The organism is Ruegeria sp. N11 (genome assembly GCF_056531525.1).
Genome location: NZ_JBQFLX010000012.1, coordinates 119,227 through 139,998, shown reverse-complemented (window position 1 = coordinate 139,998; position 20,772 = coordinate 119,227). Strand labels below are relative to the sequence as shown.

Below are 20,772 nucleotides of genomic sequence, written 5' to 3'. Positions count from 1 at the left end.
CCCTGTGGCAGAACCATCCCTGACCGACAGGGAGAGCGCGCATGAGCAATTTCGGAAAAGGGTGTCACCTGCATCTGATCGATGGATCGGCCTTTATTTTCAGGGCTTACCACGCGCTGCCGCCGCTGACGCGGAAATCCGATGGCTTGCCGATCGGTGCTGTGTCGGGCTTTTGCAACATGCTGCAGAAATATGTGGAAGGGAACGCCGGGCCGGATGCGCCGACTCATGTGGCGGTGATCTTCGACAAGGGTTCGCACACGTTCCGGAATGATCTTTATGATCAGTACAAGGCCAACCGCGAGGCAATGCCCGAAGACCTGCGCCCGCAGATGCCTCTGACCCGTGAAGCGACGCGCGCCTTCAATATCGCTTGCAAGGAACTGGAGGGTTATGAGGCGGATGACATCATCGCAACGCTGGCCGTTCAGGCGCGTGCGGCGGGGGGCCGTGTGACCATCGTCAGCTCTGACAAGGACCTGATGCAACTAGTCGGTGACGGGGTCGAGATGCTTGATGCGATGAAAAACAAGCGTATCGACCGCGACGGCGTAGTCGAAAAATTCGGCGTCGGGCCCGAGCGCGTGGTGGATGTGCAGGCGCTGGCCGGGGATTCGGTCGACAACGTACCAGGCGCGCCGGGGATCGGGGTCAAGACCGCGGCGCTGCTGATCAACGAATACGGTGATCTGGAAACCCTGCTGGACCGGGCCGAAGAGATCAAACAACCCAAACGCCGCCAGACCCTGATCGAGAAGCGTGACCAGATCGAGTTGTCGAAGAAACTGGTGCAACTGGACGAAAACACGCCGCTGGATTTCTCGCTGGACGATCTGGAGGTGAAGGACCCGGATGCCGAAACTCTGCTGGGTTTTCTGGCCGAGATGGAGTTTCGGACGCTTACCAAGCGTATTGCTGACAAGCTGGGGGCCGAGGCTCCGGTCATCGCTGATGCGCCCGCGCCTGCCGCCGAGGTTGAGGAAGCCGAAGCGGTTCCGTTCGATGCGTCGAAATACGAATGCGTCAGGGACGCAGGCGCGCTTCTGAAATGGATCGATCAAGGCTATGAACGCGGCTGGGTCGCCGTGGACACCGAAACCACCGGCCTCAATGAAATGATTGCCGGTCTGGTTGGCATATCGCTGTGCATAGAGGCGGGCGAGGCCTGTTACATTCCGCTGACGCACCGCGATGGATCCGCTGATGATCTGTTCGGTTCGGATGCACTGGCCGAGGGACAGATGCCGCTGGATGAGGCTCTGACCCTGCTGAAACCGATGCTCGAGGACCCCTCGATCCTGAAAATCGGGCAGAACATGAAATACGATGCCAAGATCTTTGCGCGCTATGGTGTCAACGTTTCGCCGATCGATGACACGATGCTGATGTCCTACTCCATGCATGGCGGAGAGCACGGTCATGGTATGGATACGCTGTCCGAACGGTATCTGAGCCACACACCGATCCCGATCAAACCGCTGCTGGGGTCCGGAAAATCGGCGATTACCTTTGACAAGGTGCCGATTGACGAGGCGACGGCTTATGCCGCCGAGGATGCGGACATAACCTTGCGCCTGTGGAAGCTGTTCAAGCCGCAACTGCATCAGGTTCAGGTGACGACGGTTTATGAAACGCTGGAACGCCCGCTGGTCCCGGTATTGGCCGAAATGGAAATGCATGGAATCAAGGTCGACCGCGATGTTCTGAGCCGAATGTCCAATGCATTTGCACAGAAAATGGCCGGGTTAGAGGCTGATATTCACGAACTGGCGGGAGAGAATTTCAACGTCGGTTCTCCTGCCCAGCTGGGCGAAATCCTGTTCGACAAGATGGGGCTTGAGGGCGGCAAAAAGGGCAAGACCGGGAAGTATTCGACTGGGGCCGATATTCTGGAGGATCTCGCGACCGAGCACGAGTTGCCGCGCCGGGTGTTGGACTGGCGGCAGTTGTCCAAACTGAAATCGACCTACACCGACGCGCTGCAAACCCATATCAACCCGGATACAGGCCGGGTGCATACGTCATATTCGATCACCGGGGCCAATACGGGTCGTCTGGCCTCGACCGATCCGAACCTGCAGAACATTCCGGTGCGGACCGAGGAAGGGCGGCGCATTCGCGAGGCGTTCATCGCCGAGCCCGGAAATGTGATGGTCAGCCTCGATTATAGTCAGATCGAACTGCGGATTCTGGCGCATATTGCCGATATCCCCGCCTTGAAACAGGCGTTTTCTGATGGGCTGGACATTCACGCCATGACCGCGTCCGAAATGTTCGACGTGCCGCTGGACGAAATGACACCGGATATTCGCCGTCAGGCCAAGGCGATCAACTTTGGCGTGATCTACGGCATCTCGGGCTTTGGTCTGGCCCGCAATCTGCGTATCCCAAGGGCCGAGGCGCAGGGGTTTATCGACCGCTATTTCGAACGCTTCCCCGGGATACGGAAATACATGGATGACACGGTCGCTTTTGCCAAAGAGCATGGCTACGTTCAGACCTTGTTCGGGCGCAAAATCCATACGCCCGAGATCAACGCCAAAGGGCCGCATGCCGGGTTTTCGCGCCGCGCGGCGATCAATGCGCCGATTCAGGGCACGGCGGCGGACGTAATCCGCCGCGCTATGGTGCGGATGCCGGAAGCGATCAGGGGGTTGCCGGCCAAGATGCTACTGCAGGTGCATGACGAATTGTTGTTCGAAGTGGCCGAAGACGCTGTGGACGAAACGATCCGTATCGCGCGCGATGTGATGGAAGGCGCGTCCGATCCCGCGGTCAGGCTGGATGTCAAACTGGTTGTCGATGCAGGGAAGGGCGCCAACTGGGCCGAGGCGCACTAACCCGGGGAACGCGCCGCGCATCAGGCCCGGCGGGCCATCTTTGCGGCGGGTCAGGCTTCGGGCCTGACCAGTCGTTCTACCAGCCGTTTCACTGCGGGACCAAGCAGCAGGATCACGGTAAAGGCGATTGGCCAGCAAAACATCCAGGATGCGATCCAGTCGCTCAGTGTGCCCGGCCCAAACCCCACCGCCTTGACCGTGGCAATGCCGGTCACCATGCAGGACATCAGACCAGACATGATAAGTCCGTACATGGCATGAGCGTAACGAGCGGGTATCATCCGGTTATCCTGTCAGTTGATTGCCCCCCATGTGTGGCATTTCAGGCCTGAATTCCAGTACCCCATCCCTGCATCCAGCCCAGCGAGGCTGCGGTTCGGTCGGTTGACGGGGTGTATTCGGCGCTGACCCACCCGGTATAGCCGCAGCGATCCATGGCATCGAAAAGCGCAGGAAAATCCGTGTCACCGCGCCCCGGTTCAGCGCGGTCTGGGGCCGCACCGATCTGTGCATGAGTGACAAGGGGGTGAAAACGGTCCCAGATGGCAAGCGCATCACCGTGGATCATTTCTGCGTGAAAGCTGTCATATTGCAGGCCGAGATTTGGGCGATCCACGCGGTCCAGCACATTGGCGGCCAGATCATAGTCATTCAGAAAATATCCGGGTTGCGACGTCGTATTCAGCGGTTCGATCGTGAATTTCTGCGTGGGCGCGAAATCAGCGGCCCATTGAAGATTTCGCACAAAGGTCTCAAACGCTGCTGAGCCTTCTGCATAGCCGGACATGATGTGCATCTGACCCGCGCGCAGCACCTGCGCATATCTCAGGACCCGGCGGATATCGGTCTGAAAGCGGGCCTCGCCGCCCAGAACGGCGGCATAGCCGGGCTGACCGCCCGTGTAGTTGGGCGGTGGGGCGTTGATCAGCAACAGCTCAAGCCCGTTTTCCAGCAGGGCGCGGCTGGTTTCACGGGCCGCGAGATCGTATGGAAACAGTATCTCCACGGCCGAAAACCCGGCACGCGCGGCCGCCTCGAACCTGTCCAGATAGGGAAGTTCGGCAAACAGAAGCGAGATATTTGCGGCAAATCTTGGCATGTGCTCGGTGTTCCTTTTACCGGGACCTTAGACCCGGGGTGATGTCCGGGAAAGGGACTGAAAACGACAGATTGTCGAAAATCGACCAGAATAGCGGTGGCACATCGCCGACCGTCGGGCCTGTGCGGCGAATCAATTTTGCGACGCCCTGCCAACAGAAGGTCTGAAATTCATGGCGATGAGCTCTGAAACCGTTCGCGGTCAATCCGCTTCTGTACCCCAAGGCCAGAGCTCTGCCTTGTCGGGCAATGGTCTGGCGGTTGCGTCTATGCTGTGCTGGGCTGCCGGGTTTCCGGCGGCTGAGGTATTGCTTCAAAGCTGGCCCCCGGTCGCCCTGTTGGCGGCGCGCCTGGCTTTGGCGGTGCTTGTTCTGGTGCCGGTCTGGATCCTGATAGACGGTCCGACACGTGTTCTTCGCGCACGGTGGCGGCACGCGCTGTTGGTGGGCGGGCTTGGCATAGGCACCGGCATGTTCCTGATCATCCTCGCACAGAAACTGACGGATCCCGTCACCGTCGCGATCATCGCGTCCTGCGCCCCGCTGACGGCAACCTTGCTCGAGCTTGCCGCAGGTACGCGGCGTCTGAAGTGGAACTTTGCCCTTGGCGTTGCTGTATCGATTATCGGAGGCCTGATCGCCACCAGTTCAATCGCCCCGGCGCAGCTGGGCTTGGGCGCGGTCTGCGCCGTTCTTTCAACGGTTCTGTTCTGCTGGGCCAGTCAGGCAACGGCGAGGGATTTCCCCGAACTGAGCCAGACCGGGCGCACCACGATCGTTTTTGTCGGTGGTCTGGTCATGGCCACCATTCTGATGATCCTGTCGCATCAGTTGGGGATGGATATTCTGCTGTCTGCTCCGATTGACGTTGATCAGGTCGGGATGCTGGCGATCTATGCGCTGATTTCGATGGGGATCAGTCAGATTCTGTTTGTTGGCTCCATCGCAAGGCTGGGCGTCGCGCTGGCCTCGTTTCACATCAACATCGCGCCGTTCTACGTAATGCTGATCATGGTGATGCTTGGGGAAGAGTGGAACTGGACCCGCGCGCTGGGCGCGGGCATCGTCGCGCTGGCGGTTGTGCTGGCACAAGACCGAAGATCGGTGCGCCTGGCCTAGTTACGCTCCAGCGCATCAGACTGGATCAAGGGAAAGAAAACGCCCCCTGACCAGACGCCGAACCAGCCATCATGGTCAGTGCCGATGTCGACAAGGCGGTAAAAGCTTTTGCGGTCAACGCGCGCCTCAAGGTTTGCGCGCATCAATATGTAAAGGGACGGTTCATTCGTTTCCGGATCGATGACAATGCGGATCGGGTGATCGGGCCCTGCGGCAGCCGTATCGCCCACCTGGGTTGTGAACGTCAGGACTTGCGCACCGCTTTCATCGGTGTTGTCAAAGTCCACGGCGACAAAGGGTGCATCCTCGACGGTGATTCCCACCTTTTCGACCGGGGTCACCAGAAAATACTCCCCGTCTTCTTTCTTAAGAATTGAGGAAAAAAGCTTCACAAGCTCGAAACGGTTGATGGGTGAGCCTAAATAACTCCACGAACCATCTTTGGCGATACGGATGTCCAGATCGCCGCAAAACGGAGGATTCCAAAGGTGAACGGGCGGTAAACCCCGCCTTTTGACCGATTTGACCGAGGCTGCAAGACCATCGGGAGAAGGTGTCACAGGTTTTTGTCCGCTCATTGCTTTTGCCATTTCCTGTCAGCGCGATACACTTCAATCATATTCGTCCACGGAAGGGAAAACCATGTCCGAACCTGCCGACCTCGTCGCCGAGATCGAAGCGCTGGAAAACAAGCTGCAAGAGGCCAAGACCTCGATCACCCGCCGCTTTATCGGGCAGGAGAGGGTCGTGGACCTGACCCTGACGGCGCTTTTATGTGGTGGTCACGCATTGTTGATCGGTCTGCCCGGGCTGGGTAAAACGCGGCTGGTGGAAACGCTGTCGACCGTGATGGGCCTGCATGGCAATCGCATCCAGTTCACGCCTGACCTGATGCCTGCCGATATTCTGGGGTCCGAAGTTCTGGATACCGCCGATGATGGCAGCCGTCATTTCCGGTTCATCCCCGGCCCGATTTTCTGCGAATTGCTGATGGCGGACGAGATCAACCGCGCCAGCCCGCGCACCCAGTCGGCGCTGCTGCAGGCGATGCAGGAGCGCACGGTGACGGTCGCGGGCGAAGATCGCTCGCTGGGTGTTCCGTTCCATGTGCTGGCAACGCAGAACCCAATCGAACAGGAAGGCACCTATCCATTGCCCGAAGCGCAGCTGGACCGGTTCTTGGTTCAGATCGATGTCGAATACCCGGATCGTCAAACCGAACGGGACATTCTGTTGGCGACGACGGGCGTGGAAGAAGACGAGGCCAACCAGATTTTCACCAAAGAGGAATTGCTGGCGGCACAGGTCCTGTTGCGCCGGATGCCGGTGGGTGAATCGGTGGTCGAACTGATCCTTGATCTGGTCCGCGCCTTCCGCCCCGAAGAACCGGGCGTTTCGGACCGTGTTTCTGAAACAGTCGCCTGGGGCCCTGGCCCCCGGGCGGCACAGGCGCTGATGATGACCGTGCGCGCCCGCGCGATGTTGCAGGGGCGTCTGGCGCCCAATGCCGAGGATGTGCTGGACATGGCGCGTCCGGTGCTCAGCCATCGCATGGCGCTGAACTTTGCAGCGCGTGCGCGTGGTGACAGTCTGGCCAGCCTGATCGACACCACCGCCGCCGGATTGGTGCGTACCGAGGCCGCGGCGTGAATGCCGCGCTGACCCTTCGTGAAAAATCCGAGGCCGAGGCGTCCCGGCTGCCGCCCCTTTTGGCGCGGGCCGAACATCTGGCCGGAACCGTCCTGCTGGGTGACCACGGGCGACGGCGTTCGGGCCTGGGCGACGATTTCTGGCAATACCGCCCGGCGCAGGCCGGTGACAGTCGCCGTCTGATCGACCACCGACGCTCGGCGCGGGGGGATCAGCAGTTCGTGCGCGAGCGGGAATGGCAGATCGCCCAGTCGATCATGCTGTGGGTCGATCAGGGCGCATCGATGCGGTTTGCCTCGGACAGGGCGCTGCCGACCAAGGCGGACCGGGCGCGACTGCTGGGTCTGGCGACAGCGATCTTGCTGGTGCGGGGTGGTGAGCGCGTCGGACTGACCGGCACCACGCTGCCGCCGCGGCGGGGCAACGCCCAGATCATCCGGCTGGCGCAAGCCTGGTCCGAGGACACCGAGGTCGACTATGCACCACCGGAACACCGGGCCATGGTTCCGCATGCCCGGGCTGTGTTCATCTCTGATTTCCTGGGTCCGCTGGATGAGGTTGAACTGGCGCTGACCAAGGCTGCGGATCGCGGTGTTCGCGGTGTTTTGCTGCAGGTTCTGGACCCCGGCGAGGAGACCTTTCCCTTCCAGGGGCGCACCATTTTCGAAAGCGTCGGCGGCTCGGTCCGGCATGAAACCCTGAAGGCCGGAGATCTGCGCGACCGCTATCTTGGCAGGTTGGCCGAGCGCAAGGATGCGCTGACGCAGCTTTGTCGTGCAACTGGCTGGCAACTGGGTCAGCACCACACCGGTGAAAGCGCGCAAGCGGCTCTGTTGTGGCTCTATCGTGCGTTGGACGGAGGTACGCAATGACGGTTCTGGCAGGCATCGGATTTACAGCCCCATGGGTGCTGCTGGGCCTTCTGACCCTGCCGATCCTGTGGCTGATTCTGCGCGCCGTGCCACCGGCACCCATTCGCCGACTGTTCCCGGCGGTTACATTGCTGCTTGGGTTGAAGGATGACGAAAGCGTCTCGGACCGAACCCCGTGGTGGCTGCTGCTGTTACGGATGCTGGCGGCGGCGGCGATCATCATCGGGCTGGCCGGGCCGGTTCTGAACCCGTCGCGTGATCAGGCAGGATCGGGTCCGCTTCTGATGGTTCTGGACGCCAGTTGGGCCGGAGGAACGCGTTGGTCAGCTACGCTGGATCAGATCGACGCGCAATTGACCGAGGCTGGTCGTGCCGGTCGCCCCGTATCGATTTTGCGCTTGACCGACCCGGAAACACCGGTTTTTCAGGCCGCTGAGGCATGGCGCGGGCGCCTGCCGGGCCTGATGCCGATGCCTTGGCAGCCCAGCCCGAAACAGTTGGATCAGGTGTTGGCGGCGCTGGCCGAGGTCGATGGCGGGTTCGAGACACGCTGGTTCAGCGACCGGCTGAACTACCCCGGCCACGACCGGATGTTATCCGCCCTGCAGGCGCGCGGGAGCGTTACGGTCTACCGTCCGTCTGCGCCGGTTCTTGCACTATTGCCCGCAGCGTATCAGGACGGCGTTATTCAGGTGACAGCGCTGCGCTCGGAACCCGGACCGGCCATGTCGCTGACGATCCTGGCTCAGGGCCGCGACCCCGCAGGTGCAATGCGTGTTCTGCAATCGGTCGATGTGACGTTCGAGGATGGTGAAAGCCAGGCGCAGGTTGATCTGTCACTGCCTTCCGAGTTGCGCGCCCGGATTACGCGGTTCGAAATTCAAGGCCAGCGCTCAGCCGGGACCACGACGCTGACCGATGACAGCCTGCGGCGGCGCGAGGTTGCCCTGATTGCCGGTACGCTGAACCGCGAGGGGCTGGAACTGCTGTCGCCGCTGCATTATCTCACACAGGTTCTCAGACCGACCGCTGATTTTGTCGATGGCGGTTTGCTGGATGTGTTGCCTGCCAACCCTGATGTGATCGTGCTGGCGGATGTGGCCAAACTCTCTGACACGGAACAGGCTGAATTGGTTCAATGGGTCGAAGAGGGTGGGCTGTTGCTGCGCTTTGCGGGCCCGCGCATGGCGGCAAGTGATCTGGGCCGCAAGGATGAAGACGCCTTGTTGCCGGTTCGTCTGCGCAGCGGCGGGCGTTCGGTCGGTGGCGCGATGAGTTGGGGAGAAGCCAAGGGGTTGGCGCCATTTGTCGAAGGCTCGCCATTCTATGGCCTGCAGATCCCCGGTGATGTGACTGTCACTACGCAGGTCATGGCCCAACCAGACCCTAATCTGGCCGATCGGGTGATTGCATCGCTGTCTGACGGAACGCCGCTGGTCACCCGAAAGACATTGGGTCTGGGCCAGGTCGTGCTGTTTCACGTCACGGCTGACGCGGAATGGTCGACCGTTCCTCTGTCCGGTTTGTTTGTCGAAATGCTGGACCGTCTGGCCGTGGCCTCGGCCGCAAAATCCCGGCAGGAGGCTCAGTTGCAGGGCACCGTCTGGGAGCCGATTCAAGTTCTGGACGGGTTCGGGTCGCTTTCGGATGCGGGCAATCTGGCCGGGGTGGACGGTGTTGATCTGTTGTCCCGGGCGGTCGGTCCGGAATTGCGGCCGGGACTGTATGAAAGCGGTAAACAGAAACTGGCGCTGAACGCGCTGACCGAGGACGCGACATTCCAGCCGGTGGTTTGGTCTGGGGATGTGACGATCAGGGGGCAGGAAGTTAACACGGAAACCCCGATCGGGGGCCTGTTGCTGAGCCTCGCGCTGCTGTTGCTGACGGTGGACGTGATCGCCTCGCTGGCCTTGTCCGGGCGGTTGGGCTTGGCGCGTACGGCGGTGGTGGCCCTTGGCGCATTGATGCTGACCCCCGAGGCGCAGGCCCAATCCCCCGAAGACACCGAATTTGCGCTAAGCGCCACGCAGGAGTTGGTTCTGGCTCATGTACTGACGGGTGACGAGAATGTGGATGCCGTTGCAGGGGCCGGTATGCGCGGGCTTTCGCAAACACTGTTGTTCCGAACCTCCGTGGAACCAGCCGAGCCAATCGGCGTCGATCTGGAACGCGACGAACTTGCGTTCTTTCCACTTCTGTACTGGCCCATCACACCGGATCAGCCTCAGCCTTCCTCCGAGGCGTACGCAAAGCTCAATGCGTATCTGCGCTCGGGCGGAATGATCCTGTTCGATACACGCGACTCGGATGTGGCCCGTTTTGGCGCCGCCAGTCCTAACGGGCGCAAGCTTCAACAATTGGCCGGACCTTTAAACATCCCGTCGTTAGAGCCTGTTCCGCGCGATCATGTTCTGACACGTGCCTTTTATCTGCTGCAGGATTTTCCGGGACGATATGGCGGGGCAGAGGTCTGGGTCGAAGCCGCGCCGCCGGATGCGGAACAGATCGAAGGGATGCCGTTCCGAAACCTCAACGACAATGTCACCCCGGTGGTGATCGGCGGCAATGACTGGGCCGGTGCCTGGGCCATCGACCGAAACGGGCAGGCCCTGCTGCCGGTTGGGCGCGGTTATGCCGGCGAACGTCAGCGCGAACTGGCCAACCGTTTTGGTGTGAACCTGGTGATGCACGTTCTGACCGGGAACTATAAATCCGATCAGGTCCATGTGCCCGCTTTGCTAGACAGGTTGGGGCAATGACCGGAACCGTCATCTTTGATCCGCTGATCCCATGGCCGGTATTGGCCATTGTCGCCGGGGTTGCGCTGGGCGGCGTCATTCTTGCGCTGTGGCGCGGACTGTCCGGCTGGGCCTTGCGCGGGTTGGCGGCTTTGGTCGTTGTCGCGGCGCTGTCCGGTCCGGTCTATCAGGTCGAGGATCGCGCGCCTCTGACGGATATCGTCCTGATGATCGAGGATGAAAGCGCCAGTCAGACCCTGTCGGATCGCGCCGATCAGACGGCACGGGCCGCAGAGGAACTGGCGGCAGAAATCGAATCCCGCGACAATACCGAACTGCGCCGCATCGCCGTCGGCGACGGTGACGGGGATGAAGGCACGCGGGTGATGGCTGCCCTCAACGAGGCGCTGGCGGAAGAACCCCGTGCGCGTATCGCCGGGATACTGGTGGTCTCGGACGGTATCGTGCATGACGTCGATCAGGCCCCGAACCTGCCCGCGCCATTGCATCTGCTGCAAACCGGCCGTGCCAGCGATTGGGACCGTCGACTGATTGTCCGCAACGCGCCTGCCTTTGCCATTATCGGAGAGCCCGTGACGCTGACCTTGCGGGTCGAGGACAGCGGCGCCGCACCTGCCGGAGCAGCCACCGCGCCGCTTGAAATCTCGGTCGACGGGGCCGCGCCGGAAAGCTTCAGCATTCCCATCGGGGTGGATGTCGAGCTTCCCATAACGCTGCCGCATGGCGGGCGGAACGTCATCCAGTTCTCGGTGCCGCAGGCCGAGGGCGAGCTGACCGATCGCAACAATACCGCGCTGATTCAGATGAACGGTGTCCGTGATCGGCTGCGGGTTTTGCTTGTTTCCGGAGAACCGCATCCGGGCGGGCGGACATGGCGTAACCTTCTGAAATCGGACAGTTCTGTCGACCTTGTCCATTTCACCATCCTGCGCCCGCCGGAAAAACAGGACGGGGTGCCGGTGGACGAGCTGTCTTTGATCGCCTTCCCGACGCGCGAGCTGTTTCTTGAGAAGATCAACGATTTCGACCTGATTATCTTTGACCGCTACAAGCGTCGAGGCATCCTGCCCGCGATCTATCTGGACAATGTCACCAACTACATCAACGAAGGTGGTGCGGTTCTAATTGCGGCCGGGCCGGATTTTGCGACGGCTGACAGCATTTTCCGATCTCCGCTTGCTCCGATCCTGCCCGCGCAGCCGACCGCGCGTGTGATTGAGGAACGCTATGTGCCGAAAGTCACGGATCTTGGTCAGCGCCACCCGGTTACAACCGATCTCGGCGATCCCGAAACCTGGGGCGCGTGGCTGCGTCAGATCGATGTCAAGCACCGGTCAGGTGAGGCGTTGATGTCCGGGGTTGATGATCGGCCGTTGCTGGTGCTCGACCGTGTGGGCGAAGGGCGCGTGGCGCTTTTGGCCTCGGACCACGCCTGGCTGTGGAGCCGGGGCTTCGAAGGCGGTGGCCCACAACTGGAACTGCTGCGCAGGCTTGCGCATTGGATGATGAAAGAACCCGAACTTGAGGAAGAAGCCCTGTGGGCCGAAGCTAACGGTCAGGTCATGCGCATCATCCGCCAGACGCTCAGCGATGAGGTTGGGACCGTGACCGTGACACGCCCAAATGGCGAAACGCTGGACATGACGCTTGAGGAGGTGTCACCGGGACGGTTCGAGGCCCAATATATCGGACCTGAGATCGGGCTCTACCGCCTTGAAGAAGGTGAGAATTCAGCGGTGATCGGTCTTGGGCCCGCTGCGCCGAAAGAGTTCGAGCAGACCATAGCAACCGGCGACCTGCTGGAACCGCTTCTGGCAGATTTGCGCGGTGGTGTTGTCCGTCTGGAGGACGGGCTGCCGTCGATCCGCAATGTGCGCGTCGGGCGGCCGGCCTCGGGGCGCGGCTGGATCGGTCTGACCCCAAGAGACGCTTATGAGACGCGCGATGTCACGCAGGCCGGGTTGCTGCCGCCCTGGCTGGTCTTGCTGCTGGCTGGCGGGTTCCTGCTGGCTGGCTGGCTGCGTGAGGGGCGGCGATAGGCTACTCGAATGTCACGCTGACGGTAGGATTGCCGGGCAGGCCGTCATACCTGACGGACGCACCGCCTTTGCCTTTGGCAGGCGGAAACAGCGGACCGAACGAGCCAACCGAAATCAGATCGCCGTGTGCAAATTCGATCCCTTTTGACATCAGCCAGAGTGCCGCGTTTGCCGGATGGCCCAAAACGGCTGTGCCAGGCGCCTCTGCCAGAACCTCACCGTCGGCAGCACTCAGCGTGACAGTCATGCCCATCAAAGCCTGCGACATGCCGGCGGGATCGGTGACGGCGATTTCAGACCCTAAAACGCCGAGTTTAGGCGCAACCCCGATTGCGGTCAGGGTGACGGGGGTAATGGGTTCTCCGTCGGCCAGGGTCAGGTCAGGCAGTTCGATGAAGGGGCGAACAGACGAGACATGTTCCATCACTTCGCCAGGTGTGGTTGCCTGATTGATCGCGGCGTCGCCGACCACCAGGATCAGGTCCGCCTCGAATACCGGACGGGCCCCCCAATTTTCTGAAACACTTGCCCCGTCATCCAGCATCATGTCGCGATACAGAATACCCTGAACCGGTTCACTTGCTCCAAACCTGTCCTGCGCGGGTTTGCTGGTCAGGCCCGCCTTGTAGCCAATCAACGGTCCAAGATGCGGCTGCATCGCAGTGACAAGTTTCGCCTGCGTGCAAAGCGCATCCGCCATGCTTCCGTCCGGGGTCAGAGCAACGGTAGGTGTGTTCGTAAGATAGTCCTGAACAAACCGGTCGATCTGGGCGTCAGACGCGCATTCAGCCGCTGTCTGAGTGGCCGTCAAAGCAAGAACAAAAATAAGCCAATTGCGCATTCGTTTTCTCCCGTCATCTGATCTTGAACGAAACCCTGTCGGATTTGCCCAGTGCATCCAACACGACAAGGGCGGTGTGTCCGGGCCCGGGGTTGGGAATTTCAAACTCTCTGTGGTGCTGGCCGGTTACGACGGGCACGCCGTCAGACAGGACGGAAAACGGCCCGGTTCCGCCCCTCAGCTTCAGCGTAAGGGAGGCTCCATTTGTCTCTAACAAGGCATCCTTGGGCGGAAACAATAGTTGCGGCGCAGAAGAATCCGCCTCAAAAGCCGCCTCGCGGGGGCGGAACCTTTGCAAAGGCTGGGGCAGTTGCGCGGCACCGACCAGCAGGGTTGATGGCGGCGGCGGCGGCATCGGAGTGAATTTGGGTTTCAGAAGACCTAAGGCTTCAAACAAAACTGGGGCCGCAAGTGCGCCGCCAAACGCACCGGGCACCGGTGTGCCGTCTGCCCGCCCCAGCCAGACACCGATGACGTGACGGCCGTCATAGCCGATCGCCCAGGCGTCCCGGTGCCCGTAAGAGGTTCCGGTCTTATATGCCAATACACCGGATTGCGCACCTGATGGCGGGGTCAGTCCGGTCAGAATATTGCCAACCTGCCAGGCCGCCGGTTCCGACAGGACACGTCGCGTATAATCGTCGCCATCCAATGCCCGATAGTGCAAGACGGGGCCTTGGCCACCTGCCGCCACCACCGCAAAAAGCTGCACAAGATCGTGCAGGCTAAGCCCGACACCGCCAAGCGAGATCGCCAGACCCGGTGCGCCTCCGTTGAGGCGCGGTTCGGTGTTGGCACGCTGCAGGGCGTCCATGACGCGGGCAGGTCCCAGTTCTTGCGTCAGGCGCACCACGGGGATGTTCAGCGACAGTTGCAGCGCATCGCGAATACGCACGTCACCCCTGAACACGCCGTCGAAGTTGCGGGGTGCATATCGCCCGAACATCACCGGGCTGTCGCTGATCAGGGTTTCCGGATGCGCCAGACCCTGGTCGAAGGCCAGTCCATAGATCAGGGGTTTCAAGGTTGATCCGGGTGAACGCAACGCCTGCGTCATGTCCACAAACCCCTGACGCGCGTCCTGATAACCCGCCGACCCGACCGAAGCCAGAATCGCGCCGGTTTCATGGTCAGCCACGATCATTGCGCCGGAAACGCGGGGTCCGGCCCGTTTGGCGGCCTGCGCGATCAGCGGTTCCAACTTTGCCTGCAACGCCCCGTCCAGGGTCAGGTCCTGCGCCAGAGCTTCGGGCAACCCCGCACGAGCCCGGTCCGTCAGATGGGGTGCCAGCCGGGGAAAGGGCCGCATTCTGGTTGGCACCGGGTCTGCCATGGCGCTTTGCATCTCGGGTCTGGACAAAAGACCATTGCGATGTAGCCGTTGCAAAACCCGGTCGCGGGCTTTGCGCCCTGCTTGAAGATTGCGGTCGGGTCGCCGTGCCTCGGGGGATTGTGGCAGGGCGATCAACAAGGCCGCCTGCGCAGGCGTCAAACGGGACGGATCCTTGCCGAACCACGCCCGACTGCCCGCCCGGACCCCTTCAAGATTGCCACCATAAGGGGCGTGGGTAAGATACAGCGACAGGATCTGATCCTTGTTCAGACGTTGTTCCAGCGCCAGGGCCACCCGGATCTGGCGGAGTTTGCCGCTCCACCGACCTGTCGGGCCATCCTCGATCAGGCGGGCAACCTGCATGGTCAGGGTCGATCCGCCAGAAACAGGTCGGCCGTTCCAAAGCGACTGCGCCCCCGCCCGCGCCATGGCCAGCGGATCGATGCCGGAGTGAGCGCGAAACCGTTTGTCTTCGTACCGGATCAGCATGTTGACAAAACCCGGATCGACCGGGCCATGCTGCATCCGCCAGATACCGTCCGCCACCGGAAATGCGCGCAGCAGATCGCCGTTCTGGTCCCGCATCTCGACCGAGGTTTCTGTCAGAACCGCAGGCAGCGATGTGGCGTCGACCCAGTCCGCAAAGCGGTCGCGGGCAAAGCCGGTCACATACAAAAGCCCCGCAAGTGCCAAGAGCAGAAGGCTGACCCTAGGCATCGGCCTTGCCAAAACTTCGATATGTTTGACCCCCGATCATTCGACCACAACGCGCCCAGTGTTGGTGTGCGCCCGGTTCTGCGGGCGGTACATATCCTCGACCGAGGCCGCCGGGTGATGAAAGGCACCGGGTGTTACGGCACGTGCCACATACGCAAGCGTGACCGGCTTGCGGTCCTGCAAGTCAACCGCTGCCAAAAACCGGTCAGACCGGAATTCGGTATGCCTGGCTTCGGACAAATCCAGCCAGTCCAGCGACCGCACATCACCTGAACGCAACAGGTTGGGAATGTCGATCTCGATACCAGCGGCCAGCGGGTCGTCGATCATCAGGCGCGCACCGCCATCCTCGAAGGGCGTGACGGTCAGAACCGTGACAAATCGCGTGCCCACCGAAAGTGCGGGTTGGTCCAGCGGTTCACCTTCCATTGAGAAATACACCCGCTCGATCGCATATCCGGTTCCGCCCGCCGCAGGCGGCACGTCGGGTATTCCCGTCACCGTCATCGTGATGTCCGTGGCCTGCCCGTCCGTGGAAGTTATGTTCAGTACATCGTCGCTGTCCGAATGCAGGACCTGCACAAACGGCCCCTCGATCGACGCACCGTTTACACGCAGCCCGGCGCTTTCCGGGTTCGAGATCAGCGCATGCGCCGCCAGCAGCGACCATGATGCCTCCTGCGTTGACAAATGCGCCGGGGCGGAACTGATCCGCCGGATCAGATCGTCCCGGTCGATCACCTCGCTGCCTGCGTCCACGGCCAGCGTCAGCAGTCCGGCCGCATCGCGCAGTTCGGTTCCGTAATCGGTGCGCCAGTAGCTTTGATTTTGATCCGGCCGCTCGGCCAGCAGCTGGGCAGCGCGTGCAAACATCCTGTCCGCTCGTGTCTGATCCCCGTAAGAGGCCAGCGCCGCCCCAAGCTGAGCGGCTGCCAGAGGCGTGGCGAAGGCATCACCTTTGACGTCGGCGTAATAGCGCAGATCGCCCATGGATGCCGCGCTTTCGCGGGCCAGAACCATCAGCGCATAAGCGATGTCTTGCCCGCCTTCATCGAAATCAGGGGCATAGCTGATCCTGTTTCGCAGGTTGTCCATCGCCTGTGCAAAGGCACGGTCCGGCACTGTATGGCCCTGCGCACGGGCGCGGGACAGAAAGTCGGTGACAAATGCATCCAGCCAGAAATCGCCGCCCTGGGCGCGCCACAGCCCAAAGGCACCATTCGAGGTTTGCCGGGTCAGTATGCTGCGGATGGCCGTGCTGATCCGCGCTTCGATCGCCGGTCCGTTCCCCAGCCCCGAGGCCTGGGCGACCGAAGACAGATACAGCAGCGGCAGCGCCTGACTGGTGATCTGTTCGGTGCAGCCATATGGGTACCTGTTCAACCAATCCAGCAGGCCGGGCGTGTCGAATTTCGCCAGCGGACCGGCGGACAGGATCGCCTTGACCGATCCGGGCCGGAATCCGTCGAAGACATCCTGCGAAAACAGAAAGCTGTCACCCTCGCCCAGCGAAAATCGGCGTGTCAGAGCAACGGCAGGATCGTTTGCGCGAACCGGCATCCGCAACGTCTGAGGCAGATCGCGGCCGTCCGGTGTTGTGATTGACAGGTTGATCTCAGGGTCACCAACCGCAGTTGCGCGAATTGGAACTTCCAAAACGGTCTTGCCGCCGGGTTGCAACGTGAAACTGGTCGGGGTTGCGGCCAGTTCCAGCCCGGCCGAAGCCGCCAGACCCAGTGCCATTTCACCTGCCGGACCGTCGGCATGCACGATCTCCAGCAGCATCCGGCTTTGGTCGCCAGGGGCCAGAAAACGTGGCAAGCTGGCCGATACGATAACCGGGTCGCGAACGACCATCTCAGCTTCGGCCTGACCGACTGCGCTGCGCGACCAGGCGACGGCCATCAGACGCACGGTGCCGTTAAAATCGGGCAGAGGAATGTCCAGTTCGACTTCGCCTGCTTCATCGACCTGAACCGGACCGCTGAAAACGGCCATCAGATCCTGTGTCGGCGGCGGCGCCTGCCGCCGCATACCAGCGTCGCTGTCACCACCAGAACGAACGAGACCCATGGTCCCGTTCATCCCGTCGATCAGTCGGCCATAGACGTCCCGCAATTCGACGCCCAGACGGCGTTGTCCGAAGTAATAGGATTGCGGGTCCGGTGATTCAAAACCTGTCAAGTTCAGGATACCGACATCTACCGCTGCCAGCGTCAGCCAGACGGGATCATTGGCCGGGGCGTTCTCGACCCTGATGCGGGTCTTTTGCACCTGTCTTGGCGTCGTAAGTTCGGGCACCTCAATCCCGACCTGCAGCCTGCGCCCGACCGGTTCAACACTGGCGTGAGCGATCCCCATGGCCCTGGCCGGGTTCTGGCCGGCGGATACGTCCATCGGCCGGATGAGTGTGGCTGCGACATAGGCGCCCGCGCCCCATTCCGGCGTGACGTCGATGGGAAAAACGGTTTCCCCTTCAGGGACTTGGATCATCTGGCGTTGGATCAGCCGGTTCGACAGAACGTCGATCTGCGCAACACCTGCCATGCGGGCCACAATCCTTAGCTGCGCCGTGTCACCGGGGCGATAGCTGTCACGGTCCAATGACATGTCCAACCTGTCCGGAGTGCTTGTGGCGTCGGCGGCCTGGTACCAGCCCGCGTAGAAATCGAAGGCCGCTTCGGCGTATGCGCCATCGATGCGCTGCACCACAAGCTCGTACCGGCCCCAGTCGACCGCGGATGTCAAAGTCAGCGGGTCTGACTGAAACTCGGCCTCTCCGGTGGCGATCCGGGTGCGCCGGGTGGTGGGTTCCCACTTCCATTCTCCGTACAGCTGGTACCACTGATACCGGGTTTCAATCCGGTTCAGGGTCCAGCGCAAGCGCATCGGGGTGGTCGACAGGTCCGGCGACAGTCCGACGACCTGAAATCCGGCTTCGGTGCCTTCAGGCACAACACCGTCAAACAGTGGTTTGATTCCTATGACCGGCTGCGTTGGCCGGACCGGAGCCGTCAGCCGGCGCTCGACCGGTCGCCCTGACCCGTCTGCCAGCCGGGCAATCACCGTGGCTTCAACGGGCTTCCCTTCAGTCTCTAATACAGGGAATTCCACCGCGACAGTTGCCAGACCGGTGGCGTCGGTGCGCGTATTGCCAAAATAGGTGCTTTTGGTGGAAACCGCTGCGTCATAGCGGCCAAACCGATATCCGTCATATCCAGAAACCGCTTCCGCCGGGCGCGCGAGGACCTGGCCGTCGATGCTCAGATCCGACCCCGGTGCGCCGAACAGATAGCGGGCTTCGATCCGCAGAGGCGGGTTGTCGCCGGGATGCAACGGGGCGTCCGGCAAGGACAGGTCGAAGTCGATCCGCTCGGGCAGGAAGTCTTCGATCAAAACGGTCTGCTGCGCCAGCGCATCAGCCTTCGGGTCCGACTTGACTTCGATCCGCCATGTTCCGCGCGGTGCATCCACAGCCACGGGCAACGCAAAAACATGACCTCCGGCAACACCGCCGTCCGACACGGCGCGTCGGTACTCAACCCCGTCCGGGCGGTGCAGTATAGCAGTCAGCGGCAAACCCTCGATGGCCTGCGCCTGATCGTCACGCGTCAGGGCCGTCAGGTGAATCGTTTCACCGGCGCGGTAGGCGCCCCGGTCGGTGGTCAGAAAGACATCGATTGGTCCTGCTGGTGCCCGACCCTCGACACCACGGTCGGACAAGTCAAAGGCCGGGTTGGTTAGCGACAGGAACCCGATATCGCTGTCACCATCGACAGCCACGACCAGCGCGGGCGAGCTTGCTCCCGTTCCCCGAACAAGACCGGCATCAAACAGGACATGGCCTTCGGCATCCGTCTTGGCCCGGGCAATAACCGCATTTGCATTCGAGATCACCGAAACCTCGATCCCTTCGCGGGGTACGGCGTTGGGCAGGCCACGGACCGTGACATGCAGGCCGTCCGTGCCTTGAGCAGTTGAAAGACCCAGATCAGACAGAACGAACCACTGCGTGGCTGACGGGTCGTCGTAAGGGTCACTGCCGGGCACCCGCGCGGACAGCGTGTAGATACCGGCCGGTTGATCAGCAATCGCCTCAGCCAGCGGCAGGCGCGCTGTCATGGTCTGGTTCAGCTGGTTTTTGACTTCCGCTGTACCTGTCCAGATATCCTCGGCAATCTCGTTGCTGAACTCGCGTTCTTCCCATTCGCTGAGGGGGCGGCCGAAAAAGCCCTGCTGAACCGCACGCAACAGGTTACGGTCGCTGATCCGGCGCAAGGTCAGATCCAGTTCGGCGACGTTGACCGTTTCAACGGGCAAGGCCGCATCCGCTGACTTAGGCAGCACATATCCGCGCCCGGGAAACCGGGCCGTTGGCGAACGGTCGCGCACGTAGTGGGTCAGGCTGACATTGCGGTTCAGCACTTCTCCCGAGGCGGCTGGCAACCCCTCGCGCAAGGTGAACTGATACCGCGCACCATGCGCGACACCATCGACGCAAAGCTGCTTCTCGTCTGCCTGCACCACCAGACCATCGTCGCTGCGCTGAACAAAGGGGTCATAGTCGACACCGGCTTTGACAAGCGGTTCCGAGAATTCAACGCAGATGCGCGGCGCAGCGGCATCGCTTTCAACGCTGCTGTCCAAAACCCGGAACCCGTATTTGCCGATCGCATGATCCAGAGCGGCCAGAACCTCCTCGCGCGGCTGAAGCTGCTTGGCCAGTCGCAGCGCCGGGATCATGTCACGCCCGCGTTCGACAGCTTCAAGCGCGTTCGACAAGACTATTAGTGCTGATACCTGAGCGCCCTCTGATTCCGCGCGCAAGTATCCGTTGATGGCGGCGCCAAGCGCTTGATCGTGAAGGACATTTTTTTCGTTCCAACCCGACGCTTCGATGGCAAGCAGCAGGCGGGCGTAATCTGTCCACAGGTCAGAGGCATCATTGATCGACAGGGCCACACCGGTCCACTGCATGGCCAGTGCCGGCGTATTGGCGGCGCGGGCGGCGTTCATCGCGTCTTCGACATTGAATCCGCCGGCCGAGTGCAGAAATCCAAGGTTCCTGGCCTGATCACGCGCCCGTTCAAAATCGGTCGGTCGCAGGAAATCCAGCGTACCTTTGCGGGTTTCTGCCAGTGTTAGGGTCGAATCTGGCGTTGAAACCTTCTGTGCGGACAAAGCGCCGTTGTAGGGTTCCTGCCGGGCTATGTCCTTCTTTGGAAAGCAGGCATCCGAACGAGTGTTGAAGGTAAATGCGGTGCAGCTTTGGATGGCCGAACACGCCTGAATGCAGGTTTTCAGATCCGTGTCGAACAGCGCATTCAGATCGGTTCCGATAAAATCAGCGTCGCGGGTCGTGATGTATCGGAACTCTGGCGCGGCAGTTTGTGCCTGACCTGGGGCTGGCTGGAAAAAATGTGAAAGAAAATAAACTATTGCAATCAAAACCAAGCGGTGCATCGCAACCTCCTATTTGCAGCAACCCTCGCATGTGGCCCGCTT

12 protein-coding genes are annotated in these 20,772 nt (G+C 61.4%); 6 read left to right on the top strand and 6 right to left on the bottom strand.

Features of this window, described 5'->3' with window-relative positions; genetic code table 11:
• Window positions 1-41 precede the first annotated feature (41 nt).
• Complete coding sequence (polA, locus tag ACR0J8_RS14365; protein WP_170680029.1) at window positions 42-2,840, top strand: DNA polymerase I; 2,799 nt, start codon at window positions 42-44, stop codon at window positions 2,838-2,840.
• Window positions 2,841-2,890: 50 nt separating this feature from the next.
• On the opposite strand, the gene ACR0J8_RS14360 is transcribed toward polA, so the two are convergent.
• Both ACR0J8_RS14360 and ACR0J8_RS14355 read right to left on the bottom strand, forming a co-directional pair.
• Window positions 2,891-3,121, bottom strand: a complete 231-nt coding sequence (locus tag ACR0J8_RS14360; RefSeq protein WP_480523017.1) for a DUF2798 domain-containing protein — start codon at window positions 3,119-3,121, stop codon at window positions 2,891-2,893.
• A gap of 41 nt (window positions 3,122-3,162) precedes the next feature.
• Window positions 3,163-3,939 carry a hydroxypyruvate isomerase family protein gene (locus ACR0J8_RS14355; protein ID WP_480523016.1) on the bottom strand — a complete coding sequence of 259 codons (777 nt, stop codon included), beginning with the start codon at window positions 3,937-3,939 and terminating at the stop codon, window positions 3,163-3,165.
• 178 nt (window positions 3,940-4,117) lie between these two features.
• Here ACR0J8_RS14355 and ACR0J8_RS14350 point away from each other — a divergent pair, with 178 nt between their 5' ends.
• Window positions 4,118-5,056, top strand: coding sequence for a DMT family transporter (locus ACR0J8_RS14350; protein ID WP_480890815.1), 939 nt, complete (start codon window positions 4,118-4,120; stop codon window positions 5,054-5,056).
• Here ACR0J8_RS14350 and ACR0J8_RS14345 read toward each other — a convergent pair.
• Window positions 5,053-5,634 carry a DUF1285 domain-containing protein gene (locus ACR0J8_RS14345; RefSeq protein ID WP_480523014.1) on the bottom strand — a complete coding sequence of 194 codons (582 nt, stop codon included), beginning with the start codon at window positions 5,632-5,634 and terminating at the stop codon, window positions 5,053-5,055. The two genes, ACR0J8_RS14350 and ACR0J8_RS14345, sit on opposite strands and share 4 nt — an antisense overlap.
• Window positions 5,635-5,698: 64 nt before the next feature.
• On the opposite strand from ACR0J8_RS14345, the gene ACR0J8_RS14340 reads away from it, so the two are divergent.
• Genes ACR0J8_RS14340 through ACR0J8_RS14325 form a run of 4 tightly spaced genes read left to right on the top strand, consistent with a single transcriptional unit; the run spans window position 5,699 to window position 12,376 of the window.
• Window positions 5,699-6,706 (top strand): AAA family ATPase, encoded by a 1,008-nt coding sequence (locus tag ACR0J8_RS14340; protein WP_480523013.1) that lies wholly within the window; start codon window positions 5,699-5,701, stop codon window positions 6,704-6,706.
• Window positions 6,703-7,578, top strand: coding sequence for a DUF58 domain-containing protein (locus ACR0J8_RS14335; protein WP_480523012.1), 876 nt, complete (start codon window positions 6,703-6,705; stop codon window positions 7,576-7,578). Before ACR0J8_RS14340 ends, ACR0J8_RS14335 begins: the two co-directional genes overlap by 4 nt.
• A complete protein-coding gene (locus ACR0J8_RS14330) occupies window positions 7,575-10,337 on the top strand; it encodes a DUF4159 domain-containing protein (RefSeq protein WP_480523011.1) in 2,763 nt (920 codons plus the stop codon). The genes ACR0J8_RS14335 and ACR0J8_RS14330 overlap by 4 nt, the downstream gene beginning before the upstream one ends.
• Window positions 10,334-12,376, top strand: a complete 2,043-nt coding sequence (locus ACR0J8_RS14325; RefSeq protein ID WP_480523010.1) for a DUF7408 domain-containing protein — start codon at window positions 10,334-10,336, stop codon at window positions 12,374-12,376. Before ACR0J8_RS14330 ends, ACR0J8_RS14325 begins: the two co-directional genes overlap by 4 nt.
• Window position 12,377: 1 nt before the next feature.
• Here ACR0J8_RS14325 and ACR0J8_RS14320 read toward each other — a convergent pair whose 3' ends face one another.
• Genes ACR0J8_RS14320 through ACR0J8_RS14310 form a run of 3 tightly spaced genes read right to left on the bottom strand, consistent with a single transcriptional unit; the run spans window position 12,378 to window position 20,730 of the window.
• Window positions 12,378-13,217, bottom strand: a complete 840-nt coding sequence (locus ACR0J8_RS14320; protein WP_480890811.1) for a 2-keto-4-pentenoate hydratase — start codon at window positions 13,215-13,217, stop codon at window positions 12,378-12,380.
• Window positions 13,218-13,230: 13 nt separating this feature from the next.
• Window positions 13,231-15,267, bottom strand: coding sequence for a penicillin-binding protein 1C (gene pbpC / locus ACR0J8_RS14315; protein ID WP_480890808.1), 2,037 nt, complete (start codon window positions 15,265-15,267; stop codon window positions 13,231-13,233).
• 36 nt (window positions 15,268-15,303) lie between these two features.
• Entirely contained in the window at window positions 15,304-20,730 is a 5,427-nt protein-coding gene (locus ACR0J8_RS14310; RefSeq protein WP_480523007.1) for an alpha-2-macroglobulin family protein, read from the bottom strand.
• Between the last annotated feature and the right edge of the window lie 42 nt (window positions 20,731-20,772).